The organism is Marinobacter sp. DUT-1 (genome assembly GCF_050379415.1).
Classification (GTDB): Bacteria; Pseudomonadota; Gammaproteobacteria; order Pseudomonadales; family Oleiphilaceae; genus Marinobacter.
The window spans coordinates 374,783-392,603 of sequence record NZ_JBNRLS010000004.1 but is presented as its reverse complement, the minus strand read 5'-3'; the positions used below and the strand labels follow the sequence as shown (position 1 = coordinate 392,603).

Annotated in this window: 14 protein-coding genes; 8 read left to right on the top strand and 6 right to left on the bottom strand. The window is 60.5% G+C overall.

Features of this window, described 5'->3' with window-relative positions:
• Nucleotides 1-35 precede the first annotated feature (35 nt).
• Nucleotides 36-380, top strand: coding sequence for a pilin assembly protein (locus ACQUTG_RS15025; RefSeq protein ID WP_092004802.1), 345 nt, complete (start codon nt 36-38; stop codon nt 378-380).
• 77 nt (nt 381-457) lie between these two features.
• On the opposite strand, the gene ACQUTG_RS15020 is transcribed toward ACQUTG_RS15025, so the two are convergent.
• On the bottom strand, nt 458-691 hold the full coding sequence (locus ACQUTG_RS15020; RefSeq protein ID WP_428920186.1) for a hypothetical protein: 234 nt from the start codon (nt 689-691) through the stop codon (nt 458-460).
• A gap of 103 nt (nt 692-794) precedes the next feature.
• On the opposite strand from ACQUTG_RS15020, the gene ppc reads away from it, so the two are divergent.
• The 5 genes from ppc (at nt 795) to ACQUTG_RS14995 (ending at nt 7,266) form a co-directional block, all read left to right on the top strand.
• Nucleotides 795-3,440 (top strand): phosphoenolpyruvate carboxylase, encoded by a 2,646-nt coding sequence (gene ppc, locus ACQUTG_RS15015; RefSeq protein ID WP_428920185.1) that lies wholly within the window; start codon nt 795-797, stop codon nt 3,438-3,440.
• Nucleotides 3,441-3,484: 44 nt separating this feature from the next.
• Complete coding sequence (locus ACQUTG_RS15010; protein ID WP_428920184.1) at nt 3,485-4,855, top strand: HDOD domain-containing protein; 1,371 nt, start codon at nt 3,485-3,487, stop codon at nt 4,853-4,855.
• 206 nt (nt 4,856-5,061) lie between these two features.
• A complete protein-coding gene (adk, locus tag ACQUTG_RS15005) occupies nt 5,062-5,715 on the top strand; it encodes an adenylate kinase (protein ID WP_113861058.1) in 654 nt (217 codons plus the stop codon).
• A gap of 30 nt (nt 5,716-5,745) precedes the next feature.
• Nucleotides 5,746-6,444, top strand: coding sequence for a tRNA (adenosine(37)-N6)-threonylcarbamoyltransferase complex dimerization subunit type 1 TsaB (gene tsaB, locus ACQUTG_RS15000; RefSeq protein ID WP_428920183.1), 699 nt, complete (start codon nt 5,746-5,748; stop codon nt 6,442-6,444).
• Between the two features lie 3 nt (nt 6,445-6,447).
• A complete protein-coding gene (locus ACQUTG_RS14995) occupies nt 6,448-7,266 on the top strand; it encodes a class I SAM-dependent methyltransferase (protein ID WP_428920182.1) in 819 nt (272 codons plus the stop codon).
• 5 nt (nt 7,267-7,271) lie between these two features.
• Here the strand turns inward: ACQUTG_RS14995 and plsB are convergent, their stop codons facing one another.
• The gene (plsB, locus tag ACQUTG_RS14990; protein ID WP_428920181.1) at nt 7,272-9,743 is read right to left on the bottom strand and encodes a glycerol-3-phosphate 1-O-acyltransferase PlsB; all 2,472 of its coding nucleotides are present in this window, start codon (nt 9,741-9,743) and stop codon (nt 7,272-7,274) included.
• A 141-nt stretch (nt 9,744-9,884) separates the two neighbouring features.
• Here plsB and nudC point away from each other — a divergent pair, with 141 nt between their 5' ends.
• Both nudC and murI read left to right on the top strand, forming a co-directional pair.
• Nucleotides 9,885-10,712 carry an NAD(+) diphosphatase gene (gene nudC / locus ACQUTG_RS14985; protein ID WP_428920180.1) on the top strand — a complete coding sequence of 276 codons (828 nt, stop codon included), beginning with the start codon at nt 9,885-9,887 and terminating at the stop codon, nt 10,710-10,712.
• Nucleotides 10,705-11,562: a glutamate racemase gene (gene murI / locus ACQUTG_RS14980; RefSeq protein ID WP_428920179.1), complete on the top strand. Its 858-nt coding sequence runs from the start codon at nt 10,705-10,707 to the stop codon at nt 11,560-11,562. Before nudC ends, murI begins: the two co-directional genes overlap by 8 nt.
• On the opposite strand, the gene ACQUTG_RS14975 is transcribed toward murI, so the two are convergent.
• The 4 genes from ACQUTG_RS14975 to ACQUTG_RS14960 form a co-directional block, all read right to left on the bottom strand.
• Nucleotides 11,540-12,547 (bottom strand): DUF2156 domain-containing protein, encoded by a 1,008-nt coding sequence (locus ACQUTG_RS14975; RefSeq protein WP_428920178.1) that lies wholly within the window; start codon nt 12,545-12,547, stop codon nt 11,540-11,542. The genes murI and ACQUTG_RS14975 overlap by 23 nt on opposite strands.
• 42 nt (nt 12,548-12,589) lie before the next feature.
• Nucleotides 12,590-13,243 (bottom strand): class I SAM-dependent methyltransferase, encoded by a 654-nt coding sequence (locus ACQUTG_RS14970; protein WP_428920177.1) that lies wholly within the window; start codon nt 13,241-13,243, stop codon nt 12,590-12,592.
• Nucleotides 13,244-13,474: 231 nt separating this feature from the next.
• Complete coding sequence (locus ACQUTG_RS14965) at nt 13,475-15,649, bottom strand: EAL domain-containing response regulator (protein WP_428920176.1); 2,175 nt, start codon at nt 15,647-15,649, stop codon at nt 13,475-13,477.
• Nucleotides 15,646-17,652, bottom strand: coding sequence for an HDOD domain-containing protein (locus tag ACQUTG_RS14960; protein ID WP_428920175.1), 2,007 nt, complete (start codon nt 17,650-17,652; stop codon nt 15,646-15,648). The genes ACQUTG_RS14965 and ACQUTG_RS14960 overlap by 4 nt, the downstream gene beginning before the upstream one ends.
• Nucleotides 17,653-17,821 lie beyond the last annotated feature (169 nt).

The window sequence follows — 17,821 nt, the reverse complement described above, 5'->3', positions numbered from 1 at the left end:
GGATGCTATCAATAAGATGCAGGAGTGCAGGCACCATGAAAATCAAAGATCTGGTCAACTACTGGGATAAGCACGCACGGGGACGGCTGACCCGAGACGCCTATTTTATGGCGCTGTCTGACCAGCATCACAAGCGACTTGAGAAACTTGCGGCGCTCTATCCGATGAAGTCTCCGCAAGACCTGATGCGGGATCTCATTTCCGCAGCCCTGGATGAACTGGAAACCAGCTTTCCGTATGTTCAGGGTACCCGCGTGGTGGCTTACGATGAGGATGGGTTCGAGATCTACGAGGATCAGGGGCTGACCCCGAAGTTTGTCAGCCTGAGCCAGAAGCACATCCAGCGCCTCAAGGCCCGCCAGCTGGAATCTGTGGCCTGACCACGGGAAGAGTTCCAGCCTGAGTTGCTTTTCCGGAGTGGTGTTCCCGCCACTCCGGCACAACTGCCTGCCCCTGTTTATTTATCCTTGCTTTCCAGCCTGTCCTTGATCGGGCTCTGACGCACCAGGTCGTCCAGAGCAGCGCCGATCATGTCATTCAGAATGTCGGCCTCGGTACGATCCGGGTACAGTTCCGCCAGGGCGGCAATCCTGGCAGCATCCTCCAGCGGCAAACGGAGGTTGTAGTCGTGGGTGCGTTCCACGGGCTCTTTATCCTTCTCCCAGTGCTTGGGAAGATCAGTTACTTTCATGAATACTCCTTGCGACCACAAGCGGTTACGCCAATAGACTTTCTCGGCTGATTCTTAGTATCGTAAGTTTACTTCGCCTCCGTCAATTCAAAAGGACGTCAATGTGACTGAGCTACATCCGGATCTGCGCGAAAACGTACGCATGCTGGGCGAACTGCTGGGGCAGAGTATCCAGCGTTACCCCGGCCAGCACTGCTATGACCTGATCGAGGAAATCCGGGCGGCGGCGAAAGCCGATCGCCGGCAGGAAAGCGGCTCCGGCCAGCGACTGGTGAGCTTGCTGAGAAAACTTGGCGACGATGAGCTGCTGCCAGTCACAAGGGCCTTCAACCAGTTTCTCAACCTGGCCAACCTCGCCGAGCAGTACCATGGTATCCGCCGCAAGCGTGGGCACCAGTCCGATCTGATGGTGGAATCCCTGGGTGAAGTGTTTGACCGGCTAAAATCCGGGGGGGTGCCCGCGGAGGAGCTGCACCGCCGGGTTGCCGACCTGCGCATCGAGTTCGTGCTCACCGCCCATCCCACCGAGGTGGCCCGCAGAACCCTGATCATGAAGTACGACGAGATGTCCGACTGCCTGTCCCAACTGGACCACGACGATCTCATGCCGGCAGAACGGGACGAGATCGTCGCGCGATTGTCCCGGTTGATTGCCGAAGCCTGGCACACTGATGAGATCCGCCATGAGCGGCCGACGGCGGTGGATGAGGCGAAATGGGGATTTGCCGTCATCGAGAACAGCCTCTGGCAGGCGCTGCCGGACTTTCTGCGCAGTCTTGATACCTCCCTGTCCGATGCCACTGGCAAGGGTTTGCCGCTTCAGGTGTCACCCATCCGTATCGCCTCCTGGATGGGGGGTGACCGGGATGGTAACCCGAATGTGACCCACGAAGTGACCCGCACGGTGTTCCTGCTCGGTCGGTGGATGGCAGCGGACCTGTTCCTGCGGGACATCCAGTCACTGCGGGCCGAGTTATCCATGTGGCAGGCCAGTGACGAACTGAAAGCAGTGGTCGGCGAGTCCCGGGAGCCCTATCGCCAGGTGCTGGCGGAACTACGGGAACGGCTGGTGAAAACCCGTGACTGGGCCGAGGCGAAGGTGCATGGGCAAGCGGCGGATGCGGACGGCATCCTGTTCGAAAACGAGGACCTCACCGGGCCTCTGGAGCTCTGCTACCGTTCCCTGATCGACTGCGGCCTGGAAGCCATTGCCGACGGGCCCTTGCTGGATACCATCCGGCGAGCCCACACCTTTGGCCTGCCGTTGATCCGCCTGGATATCCGGCAGGAGGCCTCCCGCCACGCCGAGGCCGTGGCTGAAATGGTCGACTACCTTGGCCTCGGCGACTACACCAGCTGGACCGAGGACGAGCGTCAGGCCTTCCTGGTCAAGGAGCTTCAGGGTCGCCGGCCGCTGGTACCCCGGAACTGGGAGCCATCGGATAACGTCCGGGAAGTGCTGGCCACCTGCGAAGTCGTGGCAGCACAGACGCCCGAAGCACTTGGTTCCTATGTGATCTCCATGGCCAGCAAGCCCTCCGACGTGCTGAGCGTGATCCTGCTATTGCGGGAAGCGGGCATGAAGTTTCCGATGCGGGTGGTGCCCCTGTTCGAAACCCTGGATGACCTTCGGGGGGCCCCGGATGCCATGGCTGCCCTGTACGAGGTGGAGTGGTACCGTGAGTACTGCCAGGGGCGTCAGGAAGTGATGATCGGCTATTCCGATTCGTCCAAGGATGCCGGCCAGCTGATGGCCGCCTGGGCCCAGTACCAGGCCCAGGAAAAACTGACCCACGTGGCCAGTCAGTACGGTGTTCACCTGACACTGTTTCATGGTCGTGGTGGCACAGTCGGCCGGGGCGGTGGTCCCGCCAATCGCGCCATTCTGTCCCAGCCGCCCGGATCGGTGAACGGCAGTTTCCGGATCACGGAGCAGGGCGAAATGATCCGCTTCAAGTTCGGCCTGCCGCGCCTGGCGGTGCAGAGCCTGACGCTCTACAGCACGGCGGTGATCGAGGCGACCCTGGCGCCACCACCCGAGCCCGAGGACAGCTGGCGCCAGACCATGGACTGGCTGACTGAACGGTCGCTTGAGGCCTATCGGGACGTGGTTCGGGAGAATCCCGACTTTGTCCCCTACTTCCGTCAGGTGACACCGGAACAGGCGCTTGGCAAGCTGGCCCTGGGCAGTCGGCCGGCCAGGCGCAAGCCCTCCGGCGGTGTCGAGAGCCTGCGGGCCATTCCCTGGATTTTCGCCTGGACCCAGATGCGGCTGATGCTGCCAAGCTGGCTCGGCAGCGATGTGGCACTGGAGGAGGCCGCTCAGGAGAACCGGCTGCCGGAACTGCGGGAAATGATGCAGGGCTGGCCGTTCTTCCGCACTTACGTGGATATGCTGGAAATGGTGCTGGCCAAAGCCGACCTGCGGATTGCCAGCTATTATGAACAGACCCTGGTCGAGGACCGCAGATTGCAAACCCTGGGGGAGGGGCTGCGTGAACGCCTTGCCGGCTGTATTCGGCGTGTACTGGAGCTCAAGGAGCAAGAGGCATTGCTGGAGCAGGAGCCGGTCTTTGCCCATTCCATGAGAGTGCGCAATCCCTATACCGACCCCCTGCATTACCTCCAGGCTGAGCTTTTGAGGCGCGACCGGGAGAGTGAAGGCAAGGGCGAGGTTCCGGAAATGGTGGAGCGGGCCCTGAAAGTGACAATGGCTGGTATCTCGGCCGGTATGCGGAACACCGGCTGACCGGGGCCCGCCAACGGTCAGGCATAGACAAAGGAGTACCGGGTGTGGCGCTTGCTGCCAGGCTGGAGAACTATCTGAGTGAACAGGGGCTGGCCTACCGGGAGCTGGCCATCGAGCCCGTTCCGAACCTCGATGCGGCGGTGATTGCCTCAGGCAGATCCCAACACGATTTTGTCCAGGCCACGCTGCTGATTGATATTGATGGCGTGGTCATGGCGGTTCACCGGTTTGATAGCGCACTGGATATTCCGGCGGTCCAACAGCTGACGGGGCGCCGGCTCCAGCCTCTTACCGCCCGGCAGAGCCGACGGCTATTCGAGGACTGCGAGCCTGGATTCGTGCCGCCGGTCGGGTGCGCCTACCGGGTGCCGGTGCTGGTGGATGAGGATGTTTTGGATGGCGAACGGGTGCTGTTTTCCGGGGGCCGAAACGATGCCCTGGTCGAGATTGATGGGGAGACCCTGAAACTCCTGTTGGCGGACGCCTTCCGGGCCCGGCTGGTCATCCATGGCCAGGGTGGCGGTGACCGAGGGGCGCTGACCCTGGACGAAGTGGCTGGCAAGTTGCGTAATATCTACCGGCTTCCACCCATGCCCGCCCTGGCACCCCAGATCCTTTCCATGGCAACCGGTGCAGGTGCCGTTGCCGAAGATCTCGCCGACGTCATCGAACTGGATCCCAGTCTGACCGCACAGATCCTGCGTTACGCCCGGTCCGGCCTGTTCGAGACGTCCGGCCAGGTCGACAGGGTACGCGATGCCGTCACCCGGGTTCTCGGGGTTGATCGGGTGGCGCATATTGTTCAGGGCAGTGCCCTGGTCGGTGGCTTCGGCATTCCCCGGGATGGCATCCTGGGCATGCAGGCGTTCTGGTCCCATGCCCTGTACTGCGGGTTCCTGTGTCAGCGGATTGCGCCCCGGTGTGGTGCCGACCGGGACATGGCTTACCTGTGCGGTTTGCTTCACAATTTTGGCCTGCCGTTGCTGGGGTATCTGTTCCCGGCGGAATTCGAGGAGCTCAGTCGCCTCCGGGAGAGCAATCCCGAAGCCAGCATGAAGTCCCTTGAAGAGCAGGTGTTCGAGCATGGTAGCGATGAAGGTGTGCTGGCGGTCGGCCATGGTGCCATTGGCGGTCTTTTCCACCGGTTCTGGCAGTTGCCCGAGCCGGTCATCAAGGCCGCCGGCATGCATCAGTACCAGGGCTACACCGGAGAGCATGAAACCTATGTCCTGATCGTGCAGCTGGCAAACGGGTTGTTGAAATCCAGGGGCATAGGGGATGAGTTCAACGAGGATAATATTCCGGTACTGCTCGGTTCTCTTGGCCTGAGGCAGGACTCGGTGTACGACTTCGAGAAGGATATCGACAGCCTGTCCCCCGACCTTGACGCACTGACGTCTTCCCGCCCATCCTGAGGGCCTTCCCGGCGCTTCCAGAAGTCTGGCACTGCTGCTTTTCGGTGCATGATACTGAGGTCGACTTTCTATGGGCAGGCTGACTTCGTATAATGCGCGTTCGCCGTTCCGGGCTTACATCTGTCCCGCGAGAGAGGTTGTCGCAAAGGCAGGCGTTTTTGCCGCAGCTTTTCAAACGATAATGACTAAAACGGGAGCACAGCGTTATGCGAATCATCATGTTAGGCGCGCCAGGCGCAGGTAAGGGGACTCAGGCACAGTTCATCACTGAGCGCTTCGATATTCCCCAGATTTCCACTGGCGACATGCTGCGGGCCGCGGTCAAGTCCGGTTCCGAGCTGGGCAACCAGGTCAAGGAAGTCATGGCCTCCGGTGGTCTGGTGTCCGACGATATCATCATCGCCCTGATCGAGGAGCGTATCCAGCAGCCGGACTGCAAGAACGGCTTCCTTTTGGACGGTTTCCCGCGCACCATCCCCCAGGCAGAAGCGCTCAAGGACCAGGGTATTGCCATTGATTACGTCGTAGAGATCGCGGTGGATGACGAGGAAATCGTCAGCCGCCTGTCCGGCCGTCGTGTCCATGAGGGCAGTGGCCGTATCTACCACGTCAAATACGATCCGCCCAAGGTGGAAGGCAAGGACGACGAAACCGGCGAGCCGCTGGTCCAGCGCGAGGACGACCAGGAAGAAACGGTTCGCAAACGCCTGAAGATCTACCATGAGCAGACAGCTCCACTGATCGGCTTCTACCAGGACTGGGCCGAGAAGGATTCTTCTGCTGCACCGAAGTACGTGCGGGTGGAAGGTGTTGGTAGCCTGGACAGCATCCGCGACCAGATCCTGTCCAAGCTCCAGTAATCCATCATTGACGTTGAGGCGTTCACTGCCGTGAAACTGCTGGCACTGGATACGTCATCAGAGGGCTGCTCCGCAGCCCTTCTTGTTGATGGCGAGATAACCGAGCGATTCGAGGTTGCTCCCCGGGGTCATACCCGGCTGCTCATGCCCATGGTGCGGGAGCTGCTGGCGGAGAAGGGCCTGGTGCCCGCGGATCTGGATGCCCTCGCATTTGCCTGCGGGCCGGGCTCGTTTACCGGTTTGCGGATCGCCACCGGTGTGGTGCAAGGCCTTGCCTGGGGCCTCAACCTTCCTGTGGTTCCGGTCTCCTCGCTCGCTGCCGTGGCCTATGGCGCTATGGAGTCCCTCGATATCGCCGAGGGCGATGCCGTGGCTGTGGCTTTCGATGCCCGCATGGGGGAGGTGTACTGGGGCTGCTACCGTCGCGACGACGGCCTGCCCGAGCTGCTCGGCGAGGAACGGGTCTGTCCGCCGGAGGCGGTCAGCCTGACCGGCAAGGCCGAGCACTGGTATGGTGCGGGCCCCGGCTGGCAGTTCCGGGAGCAGATGCCGGCAGAAGTGTCTGGTCCGATGGTATCCGTGGCGCCGGACCTGCTGTTGCGCGCCAGTTGGGTGGCGCGCCTGGCCGAGAAGCCGGCAGCAGACGGCCACACCGTTCCCGCTGAACAGGCGCAACCGGTCTACATCCGTGATGAGGTGGCCTGGAAAAAGCTGCCTGGCCGCGAGTAAGCCGTGGCGACCTCTCGTCCTGATCTTTCATCTTCTTCTCTGGCTATTGCCCGGAGTCCCCTGGGTGATCACACCCGGGCGAAGGAACTCAGCGAACGCCTGGGGTTTCCCTATCTCGGGGTGGTTCGTCCCCGTGACATCGCCGATGTGCCGGTACTGCTTTTTCTGGATGAGCAGGGACTTTGTCTCCAGCTGACCGGGAAAGGGGCCCCTGGCCCGGTCCGGGTCGAGTTTGTTTCCGGCAAGATGGGCTACCGGCGTGAGCATGGTGGCGGTGCCGGCCAGCTGGTTGCCCGAGCGGTCGGCCTACAGAAGACGAAGGCCAGGCTTCACGTGCTGGATGCGACTGCGGGCCTGGGTCAGGATGCTTTTGTCCTGGCCAGTCTCGGGTGCGAGGTGACCCTGTTTGAACGCAATCCGGTTATCCACGCCTTGCTGGAGGATGGCCTGTCCCGCGCCGCACTGAACGTCGAGTGCGCGCCGATCGTTGCCAGGATGAATCTGGCCGCCGGCAGCAGCATCGACTGGCTGCGACAGGCTGACAGTGGATCGGTGGATGTGGTCTACCTGGACCCCATGTTCCCGCACCGGGACAAGTCGGCCCGCGTGAAGAAGGAAATGGAGGTGTTCCGAACGATCGTGGGCGATGACGAAGATGACTCCGAGTTGCTCGAGGCAGCCCTGAACGTGGCTACCTACCGGGTGGTGGTCAAGCGTCCCCGGAAGGCTCCTGCCATCGAGGGCCCCGAGCCCAGCACGCGGGTCGAAGGCAAGAGCAGCCGCTACGATATCTATGCCCTCAAGGCGCTACCGGCGTCCTGAGCCGGTCAGGCGCCGAGCATGGTGACCTGCTGGATGGCCTGACGCTTCTCCACGCTCAGCACCAGGCGGGCGTCGTCCGCCACTTCCTCCAATCCCTCGCCATAGTTGATCAGACCGTTGTCATCGGTGGTGATGACGCCGTTCTCCTGCATGTTGGCAATGAAGTTCCGGAACAGGGTCTTGTCGAAGAATTCCGGTGCGTTCAGGCCGAACAGGATTGACATGCGCTCCGCCAGCAGGGTGCTCTGTTCTTCCAGTTCGGCAGCGCTGATCTTGCCTGAGCCATACTTGCGCAGGATGCCCAGGGCGATGTGGTAACGCTCCAGGGTCTGGATGATGAACCGGGACAGCACCCGCAACCGCAGCATGGCCTCGGTGCCTTCCTCGGGGCGACCAATACGGCCGTCCTCCAGGGCCTCGAGCAGCCCCTGTTCCACCAGGATATCAATCCAGTGATTGATGACGCCTTCTACCTCGTCGGCAGAGTACTTCAGGAACAGTTCGGATTGCAGGTAGGGGTAGGCCACGGTCGCCAGGAACACGATCTTGTCCCGGCGCAGGGAGTCCTTGTTCTCGAACAGGCTTGCAACCAGCGATGGCAGGGCAAACAGGTGCTGGATATTGTTGCGGTAGTAGGTCATCAGGATGGCATTGCTGCCTTCAAGGGCAATGATGTCACCCAGCTTCTGGGGCTGTCGGGTAACCAGTCCCATGTCCTCGCAGTAGGCGACCCAGTCCTTGCCGGATCCTTCCGGCAGGGTGACGGTTTCAGCATAGGGGTAGGCTTTCAACAGACCGGCGTACTGGTTCATCAGGCGGATCAGCTGGCTTTCGTCCATGGCCAGGCGATCGGTTCCGAGCAATACCGTGGCGGTCATGCCAATCGGATTTACGGCAACCGACGCATTGATGTTTGAGGCCACCCGGAGCGAGAGCTGGTCAACTGCCCGGGTCAGCCAGGCTGGCCGGTACTCGGCATCGTAGGCTTCCTCGCGCCAGCTCTTGTGGACATCGTCGAGGACGTCGGCCAGGGGAATGGCATCACCGAAGTTCACCGCAACCCGCCCGAAAGAATTGGTGAGCTTGCGGACGGTCTTGGCGAGCCCGAACACGCTCTCTTTCTGTTTCTTCTTGCCACGCAGCTCGCCGAGGTAGGAGCGGCCTTCCATCACTTTTTCATAGCCGATGTACACCGGCACAAAAACGATGGGCTTGCGGTGATCTCGCAGGAAGCTTCGGACAGTCATGGAGAGCATGCCCGGACGGGGTTGCAGCATCCGTCCGGTCCGGCTGCGCCCGCCCTCCACGAAGTACTCCACCGAGTAGCCCCGGGAGAACATCACGTGCATGTATTCGTTGAACACGGTGGCATACAGCGGATTGTCCCGGAACGAGCGACGCATGAAGAACGCGCCGCCCCGGCGCAGGATCGGCCCGACGACCGGCATGTTCAGGTTGATGCCGGCAGCGATGTGCGGGGGCATCAGGCCGTTCTTGTAGAGTACGTAGGACAGCAGCAGGTAATCGATATGCGAGCGGTGGCAGGGTACGTAAACCACGGCGTTGTCCTGGGCCACTTCCTTGGCGACCTTGATGTTGTTCACAGCGATGCCGTTGTAGATGCGATTCCAGAGCCAGGACAGCACCACCTCCAGAAAACGGATGGTCACAATGGACATGCTGGCGGCGATTTCATCCGCATATTTGTAGGCCTTGGCCCGCACTTTCTCCGGCGGGATATCGTCCCGGGCAGCGGTTTCGCGAATCGCTTCCTTAACTGCCTGGGTACGCACCAAACCCTCCACCAGGGTGCGGCGATGGGACAGGTCCGGACCGAGCACGGCCTGGCGCACGCGGCGGAAATGAGTACGGAGGAGTCGGGCGAGCTTGCGGTTCGCCCGCTCCTCGCTGTGCCGGTATTCGTCAATGACCTGCTTGAGCGACAGCGGCTGGTTGAACTGCACGTAGGTATTGCGCCCGTGCACCATGATGATCAGGAACTTCTGCAGGCGCCCGGCCACCGACCAGGTGTCGGACAGCAGGAGTTTGACCAGGGATTTCTCCTTGTCCGGAGACCGGCCCCAGAACATGGACACCGGCACGATCTGCACGTCCCGGTCCGGATGCTCCAGCCCATAGCGGACCAGCGACTTGAACTCGTTGGTGGGCACCGGTGTCTGACGACCGCCACTGAACAGGCCGCCGATGCGCCGATAGAGGAAGAAAAATGAATGGGAGGGCCCGTTTTTCACCGGCAGGGCTTCGGTGGCACCTGGGAGCCCGGCGCGGATGACCTCCTGTTCCAGCACCAGCCGGCTCGACAGAGAGCTGTACTGGAGCACGTAGCATACTGGTTTGTCCGGATCGAGGCCCAGGGATTCGGCATTGTTTCCGCTGACGTCTGTCCGTACCCACAAGAACAGGATCTTGCGGAGAATGGTCAGAATCAGGCTGCGAATGCCCTGGTAAAGTCGCATAAATTGACGCTCCGGTGACTGAAAACAGGCGCTAAGTTTACTTGGTTGCGTACGGTGCGGAAAGTCGGCCCGTGATTCTTGGCACTTGCCGCAATGTGGTACATTTCTCCATCACCGTTTTTTTGCAAAGCGACCCATTGGATGAACTATTCAGACACAGACTGGAAGCCCGGTTGGAATACCGCCAAACCGGAACCGGAAGACCTGGTGTTGCTGGTTTCCGGAGCGCATATCCTGAAGCCCGAAGAAGGCTGGCTGGTAGCCCGGGATGATCCCCGGATCGCCGGTGTGGGTGCCGATGCGGTGGCCCTGGGCTCCATCCGTGACCGGGCCGTCTATGTTTCCGAAGTGCCGGAAGATACCGCGGGCTTCGAGGTGGTCAACCTCCGGGAGGCGATCCTGATGCGAGAGGATGTGCCCGCGGCTCTGGTGAGCACGGGGTTCCAGGTCTGGCAGTGGTGGCGGGATCACCGTTTCTGTGGCCGCTGCGGGGGAGAGACCGGTTTCCATCCCCGCGAGCGGGCAAAGTGGTGCGACACCTGCAGCATTCCCTGGTATCCACGGCTTGCGCCCTGTGTGATCGTGGTCATTCGCCGGGATGATCGCTTCTTGCTGGCGAAGAATGCCCGGGTCAAACGTCATTTCTACAGTCTGATCGCCGGTTTCGTGGAACCCGGGGAGAGCCTGGAGGAAGCAGTGGCCAGGGAGGTCATGGAGGAAACCGGTCTGGCCGTCACCAATGTGCGCTATTGTGAATCCCAGCCCTGGCCGTTTCCTCACCAGCTCATGGTTGGTTTTTTCGCTGACTACGCCGGCGGTGAGCTGGTGCTTCAGGAAGACGAATTGTCTGATGCAGGCTGGTACCGCCCCGGTGATACACCGCCGGTGCCTCCGCAGACGACCATTGCCGGCCGGCTGATCCGGCTCATGGAGCGGGAGATAACCGAGGCAGGAGGCACCCGTGACTGACCCTGCGGCGCCGTGCATCCTGGTTTTTGATTCCGGCGTGGGTGGCCTCAGCGTCGCCCGGTGTATCCATGAGGCCCTGCCGGGTGCCGAACTGGTCTACCTGGCGGACAATGCCGGCTTCCCGTACGGCGATCAGCCGGAACCGGTGGTGATCGAGCGTTGCACCACACTGATTCGCCGGACGCTTGAGGAAATACCCTGTGACGTGGTGGTGGTGGCCTGTAACACCGCCAGTACCGTGGTTTTGCCCCGGTTGCGGGCGCTGATTGATGTGCCGGTGGTGGGGGTGGTGCCGGCGATCAAACCCGCAGCTGGCCGTTCCGCTAACCGCCGGATTGGTGTGCTGGCCACCCCGGCCACGGTTCGCCGGCCGTACCTGGATCGGCTGATCGATGAGTTTGCCGGTGATTGTCAGGTTGTGCGGGTCGGGCACCCGGCTCTCGTGTGCTGGGCGGAACAGCTGGTACGTGGCATTCCGGTGCCGGAGGCAGAGCTGGGGGACGCGCTGGCTCCCCTGAAACGGTCAGGCGTGGATACGGTGGTGCTTGGCTGTACCCATTACCCTCTGCTGCTGGATGCGTTGAAAGCCGTGTTACCGGATATTCGTCACTGGGTAGATTCCGGTGACGCCATCGCCAGGAGGGTGCAGTTCCTGCTCGGTGAGACCGGCCGGGATCTGGAGACCATCGCCGGAGGCGAGCACCTCGAGCCGGTCCGAGCGGTGTTGCTGTCCGGAGAGGTGCCCCACGGATTGGCGGAGTTCATGGCATCGCTGGGCCTGGCGGTGCGGCGAATCGATGGGCGCTGGGGTGGGCTGGCTGACCCGGTCACAGCAACCGGGTCAGCTTGAACATGGCCAGAAATTCCATGGCGGGTATGGCCCGACGGTGGCAGCAATAGGTCTTGAATACCTCTCCCCGGAACCGTGATTTGGTGAACTCCAGTCCCTTGAAGTTGTATAGAAAGTTGCCTTTTTCGTATACCAGGTGGAGCAGGCGCTTGAGCAGTCGGCTTTCCTGGTGTTCCGTGGTGCGGTCCAGCGACAGCGGGATCAGTCCCAGATCCAGGTAGGGCACACCTTCGGCCCTGAACACTTCCATGGCATGGGCCATCAGCGTGTAGAAAATGCCCTGGCGGAAATCGGCATTGGCCCGGGAGATGTTGGGCACGTAGCTGATGATCTCGTTGTTGCGGTAGATCGGGTCGAAGTAGATGAACCCCACTGCCTTGCCATCCTGGTAGGCATAGAAGTGCCGTTCATTCTCCCGGTACGCCATCTCCATCGGCCGGATCAGGAAGCGGATTTCGTTACTTTTGCATTTCCGGGTACGGATCCAGGCTTCCGAAATCTCCCGGGTGTGATCGTCGCTGAAACGCTCCTTGACGGTAATCCCGTTCTTCTCTGCCTGGTTCAGGGCCGTGCGCAGAATCTGCTTTTTCTTGCCGCTGAGGCTCCAGCGGGACAGGTCAATCCGGGATTCGCTGCCGAACTGGGTTCCGAACAGGCCAAAGCGCTGGTGCAGGAAATCCACGACCGGTCGTGACACTTGTATGTAGCTGGCATTGGGGTAGCGTTCGTGGAACCTCTCCAGGAGCTGCCCAAAGTTCTCGGGCGCACAGACCGGATCGGACAATACAAAGGTGCCACCCCATTTACGCATGAATGCGATGTAGCCGATGCCCGGCAAGTCAAAGAAACGCATGCCCGGCTGCAGGGTTGAAAAGGACTGGGAGTGGGTACCGTGCTTCTTCAGGTAGCTCACCCGTTCGGCAAAACTGAAGTTCCCGCAGTCCAGTTCGCGGGCGCTGTCGAGTGCAAGAATCTGATCCGTCATGTCTCTGCTCCCGGGTTATTGTTCTTGGGCAATGTCTTGGAGTCAGGCCTGCTTGCGCCCTAGGATGGACCAGTAGCAGTCCATGTTCAGGAGCTTGAAGTGCTTCTTGTCGGTGACCTTGAGGCCGAGCCGCTGCATGTGTTCCGGGTAGTTGTAAATCTTGTGGAAGGCATTGTTGGCAAATAGCCAGAACACGAACACGGCCATATACCAGTAGAGCTTTTTGAACAGGCGGGAGAGCAGGTTGCCGGTGGGATAGCAGAAGTCTCCGACCACCACCCGGGCATCGGCCTTGCCCAGGCGGATCAGGTGCTCCAGTACTTTCACCATCATGTCCTCGTCGAACACGTTGAGGAAGAAATTGGCGACGACCATGTCGTACTGCTCGAATTCCTCAACCCTCATTATGTCACTGTGAATCTGGCGGATACTGAGGTGCGGTGCCTCTTGTACCTGGGCTTCGCCAAACTTGCGCAGCATGGTTTCGGACAGATCGACCACGGTGACGTCGGCGCCAAGCTCGGCGGCACGGATTGCGTCCCGGCCATGGCCGACACCGGCGAACAGGATGCGGTCGCCCGGACGGACGGTTTCCACATCCAACATGGCGGTCTTGCAGCGATGAATGTTCCTGCCGCTGTAGAGGTTGCTCAGGAAATCGTAGACGGGGCCAATGTATTTATACTTGTCGCGCATGATCACTGCTGCCTGTACCTGTTCGGGGGATGCTGAAGCGTTATTGTCTTTATTGACCCTGATTTCGTAACAGGGAGTTCCGTTTCAGCGCCTTGAGCTTCGAGAGTAGAGAACAGGTGGGGGGAATTATGTGCAGTACTGCGCATTTCCGGATACACAAAGTAACGCAACGCAACACTTTGCAAACCCGATCAAGGTTTTTGCTAGGAGTGTCAGACAATCAGCTTGTTATCAGAAGGAGACGGCTTTGACGGCCCTCTCTTCCAGCGTCTTGAAAACCTCCTCGGCGGGTCGGGCGGGTCCGTAGAAGAAGCCCTGCACCTGATGGCAGCCCAGGTTGCGTAAATACGCAAGCTGCTCGTCGGTCTCCACACCTTCAGCCACGATTTCCAGCTTCAGGCCGTGGGCCATGGCAACGATGGCGTTGACAATGCAGGCTCCGTCCTCCCCGCTGCGGATGGCCCGGACAAAGGACTGGTCAACCTTAAGGGTATGGATGGGCAATCGGTGCAGGTAATTGAGGGACGAATAGCCCGTGCCGAAATCGTCGATGGCGATGCGCACACCGACTGTCGCCAGCTCACGCAACTTGTGGCTGATCTGGTCAAGATCGCTCATGATCACGTTTTCAGTGATCTCGATCTCCAGATTGTCGGGCGGGAAGTGCTGTTTGGTCATCCGCCTGACAAGATTGTCCACGAAGCGGGGATGCTCCACCTGGGTCGGGGAGAGGTTCACCGCCAGGCGCAGGTCCGCATGGCCGTTCCGGATCCAGTCGCCCACATCCCGGAAGGCGTGGTCCATGACCCATTCGCTGAGCTGCACGATCAGTTTGGTTTCCTCGGCCAGCGGCAGAAAATCCCCGGGATACAGCAAGCCGCGTTCCGGGTGCTGCCATCGCACCAATGCTTCGAGACCGACAATACGATTGCTCCTGGAACAGACCTGGGGCTGGTAGAACACTCGGAGTTCCTCGCGCTCCAGGGCAAGACGAAGGTCTCGCTCCAGGTTCAGTCGATTGGCGGTATCCACGCTCATGGTCTGGGAATAGAACCGGTAGCCATCCTTGCCACGGCCTTTGACGTGGTACATGGCGATATCGGCACTCTGGATCAGCTGATCCAGATTTTCCCCGGCTTCGGGGTAGACCGCGATCCCGATGCTGACACCGACGAACACCTCGTGCTCGCCCAGCTGGAACGGGGCCTGGAGCGCACGGATCAGCTTTCTGGCGATCTGCCGGGCATCGTCATTATCGTGGATCGCCGGCAGCAGCAGGGTGAACTCGTCCCCGCCGAAGCGGGACAGAGTGTCCCCCTTACGCAGGCACTTCTCCAGTCGCTGGGTAACCGCCTGGAGCAGGCGGTCACCCATGGCATGGCCGAGGGTGTCGTTAATGACCTTGAAGCGATCAAGATCCAGGAACATGACCGCCAGTTTCTCTTTGCCCCGCCGGGCCTGGGCGATCGCCAGTTCCAGACGGTCCTTGAACAGGGCGCGGTTGGGCAGGCGGGTCAGCAGGTCATGATAGGCCTGGAAATTGATGAACGCTTCGGCTTCCTTGCGCTCTGTCACATCCCGGGCGGTGCCATAGTACCGCGCGGATTTGGGGGTCGCACCGATCTGGCTGTCACCGGTGTGTGGCCAGGTCTGGGGGTCAATCGGAAAGGCCGTGATTTCAAAATGCCGGGTAGCCTGCTGGCTGCCGCGGGTTTTGAGTCGTACTTCCAGTGTCCGTGGGTTATCCGCGGTAATGTTGGCTCCCTTGAGGGCATAGGTTCCCTTTGACACGTCCCGGTCGTCGAGAATTTGCCGGAAGTGCTGGCCGCAGAGCTCTTCCGGTTGATAGCCAAGCAGGGACTCGACCTTGCTGTTGATGAAACAGATATGGCCTTCCTCATCGAGCATGAACACGATGTCCGGAGAGGTGTTGACGATATAGCGGTGCAAGGCTTCGGATTTCTCCAGTCGCACCTGGATATGTTCGTGTGCCCGCATGAGGGATTGCTTGTTGATGACACTCTCGACGGTTGCCAGCAGTTCCTCGGGGTCGAAGGGTTTGCGGATATAATCCAGCGCTCCCCGGCGCAGCGCCCGGCTGACCGCTGCGAACGAACTTTCACCGCTGACGACAATGGTGCCGCAGTCCGGTTGCTTGTCGGTCAGTTCCGCCATGACGTCGAAGCCGTCCACTCCGGGCATTCGAAGGTCCAGAAGTGCGAGGTCAAACGAGTGTTGATCAATCAGCTCACAGGCTCTTTCGCCACCTTCCGCTTCGGTTACCTCGTAGCCCTGGCTACTTAGCAGGGAGGCAAGCGAACTGAGAAGCCGGGGCTCATCGTCCACTACCAGTAGCCTGGCCGGTAAACCCTGACTCGGGGGCTGATCAGCGTGTTCAGGTTTCATTGGTCGGTACCCGTCGTTTGGTCATCAGTCGATTTCTTTTTATGAATCGTTGCCGGCAGCAGGATGCGGAAAGTGGTTCCATCCTGTCCCGTCCGGCAAGCGATGATGCCTTCCATGTCATCAACGAGTTGCTTCACAATGCTCAGGCCCAGACCGCTGTGGCCCTCTCCCTTTGTGGTTTTCACCGGCGCAAACAATTTGTTCCTGACTGCTTCCGGAATGCCCGTGCCGGTATCGGAGATTTCAAGTTCCACCCAGGTCCGCTGGTTTTGCCACACCGGGGCCGAGGTTCTCAAAGTGACGGTGCCGCCGCTCTCCGGCAATGCCTCGGCGGCATTGCGCAGCAGGTTGATAATGACCTGTCGCAGAGCCGAGGCGGGACCGCTGACCAGGGCGGGGTTGTCGGTCAGATCCAGCCTGAGCCGACATTTGCCGTCATCAAAGAGGCTGTCCTCGACAATGCGACTGAGGCTATCAAGCTCGTCATTGAGCGAGATGCCACCCGCATGTTCCGGCCCCGGTTCTTTCTGGCCCATCTGCTGCAGCAGATCGCCCGCCCGGTCCAGTTCCTCGCGGATGATGTCCAGTTCCTGGTGCACGTCGGGATCATCGAGCCGGTTTCGTAACTGGTAAATGTATTGGCGGATGATGGTCAGCGGGTTATTAACCTCGTGAACCTGTTTGCGGAGCTGCTGGCGGTCCAGCTCCTGCTGCAGGTTCTCCGCGGCCCCGGTAATTTGTCCGGTGGCGTGGCGGGTGGCGACGATCTCGCCGAGCCGGTGACTGAAAAGGCTCGCCAGTTCCAGTGTGCTGTCCTGCCTGGTTTCATCGGAGCCCAGTGCAAAGACGCCGGCACATCCGGTGCCGGCGTTGACCGGTATCGCTACCAGGGATGGCGTTCGCAGCAGAGAGAGCAGTTGGCGATCGAGTATCGTGCGGCTGCGCCCGGCAAGCGTGACCGGGCTGCCTGTATTGAAAGCCTCGGTCAGTACGCTGCCGCCCGGTTTCGCTGAAATGGTGAGCTCCGGAATGTCTACTCCCGTCCCTGCGACCAGTGCCAGGAGGTCATTTTTGGCTGTGAAGCAAAGGACGGGAGATCCGGTGATCAGCCCCAGGCTGTTCGCCGCCTGGGTAATAAGGCTGTCGGCTGGTTGCGCCGAATCGGCGAAGTCCAGGGCCTGGCTGACAATGGCGTGCTGCAGGATCGCCCCTTGCAGTTCGCGGATGGCCTTTTCGCCGTCATAGCTGTCGTCAAGGACTATCCCGAGGGATCGGGCGATACCGGCGACTTCGTGGGCGATACGCCGGTTGATCTCCCGGGTCAGCTCTTCGCTGAGACCGAAGACGATGCCGGCAGCGGCGATGCCCTCGGCATCGGACAGGGCGAGCCGGGTGGCCAGACTGATCAGCTTGACCAGATGCCCGGCATCCCTCGACTCCTCCGGCGGGGCCTGCTGATAACGCATGGCATCCGCGGCCATCGATCCCAGGCCCCATGCGCTGACCAGATCCGCAGCTACATCGCATTGATTGTTCAGGTAATGCTGGCGGGCATCTGCGGTGCTGGTTTTGATAGCAACCAGTTCGCCGACGTTATGGAGCATGCCGAGCATGTACGCTTCTTCGGGATAAGGGTAGGCGGTGAGTGTCGCCAGCGCCCGGGCCGTCAGCGCGGTGGTCAGGGAGTGCCGCCAGAAGTCCCGGATCTGCCGCCAGTCGTTGCTGTCCAGTCCGAACTGTAACTGGTTGAGGGCGGCCGTCAGCACCAGAGTGCGCAGTCGTTGAGGGCCGAGTCTGACCAGGGCCTGTTCAATGGACTGGATCCGGCCTTCCTGGATGTCTGTTGTCGAATTGGCGAGGGAGAGAACGCGGACGACAAGGGCGGTATCGGCAGAGATGATGTCACTGATCGTCTGGAAACCGGCGCCCTGGTGACAAGCCTCAAGCGCCCGCAACGTCACCTCCGGGGGACTCGGTAGCTGTAGATCTGGCGCTAGTTCCATAGGCATGCCTTGCCGAACCCTGATCAGACGTCGTTTCCTGACGCCGTGTTCATTCTTGTTATCCCGAAAATCCTAAACAATCGCTTTCGGTTATTAAATGGTCATTGTTGTTTTAATGAGCAATATATTATCTCATCTGTGATATGTGTAGACTTTTTACAGGTTAGTT

Bases quoted from the DNA above. Each gene is read 5' to 3' on its own strand.
- ACQUTG_RS15025 (WP_092004802.1), top strand. From the start codon at position 36: ATGAAAATCAAAGATCTGGTCAACTACTGGGATAAGCACGCACGGGGA.
- ACQUTG_RS15020 (WP_428920186.1), bottom strand. From the start codon at position 691: ATGAAAGTAACTGATCTTCCCAAGCACTGGGAGAAGGATAAAGAGCCC.
- adk (WP_113861058.1), top strand. From the start codon at position 5,062: ATGCGAATCATCATGTTAGGCGCGCCAGGCGCAGGTAAGGGGACTCAG.
- plsB (WP_428920181.1), bottom strand. From the start codon at position 9,743: ATGCGACTTTACCAGGGCATTCGCAGCCTGATTCTGACCATTCTCCGC.
- nudC (WP_428920180.1), top strand. From the start codon at position 9,885: ATGAACTATTCAGACACAGACTGGAAGCCCGGTTGGAATACCGCCAAA.
- ACQUTG_RS14975 (WP_428920178.1), bottom strand. From the start codon at position 12,547: ATGACGGATCAGATTCTTGCACTCGACAGCGCCCGCGAACTGGACTGC.
- ACQUTG_RS14970 (WP_428920177.1), bottom strand. From the start codon at position 13,243: ATGCGCGACAAGTATAAATACATTGGCCCCGTCTACGATTTCCTGAGC.
- ACQUTG_RS14965 (WP_428920176.1), bottom strand. From the start codon at position 15,649: ATGAAACCTGAACACGCTGATCAGCCCCCGAGTCAGGGTTTACCGGCC.
- ACQUTG_RS14960 (WP_428920175.1), bottom strand. From the start codon at position 17,652: ATGGAACTAGCGCCAGATCTACAGCTACCGAGTCCCCCGGAGGTGACG.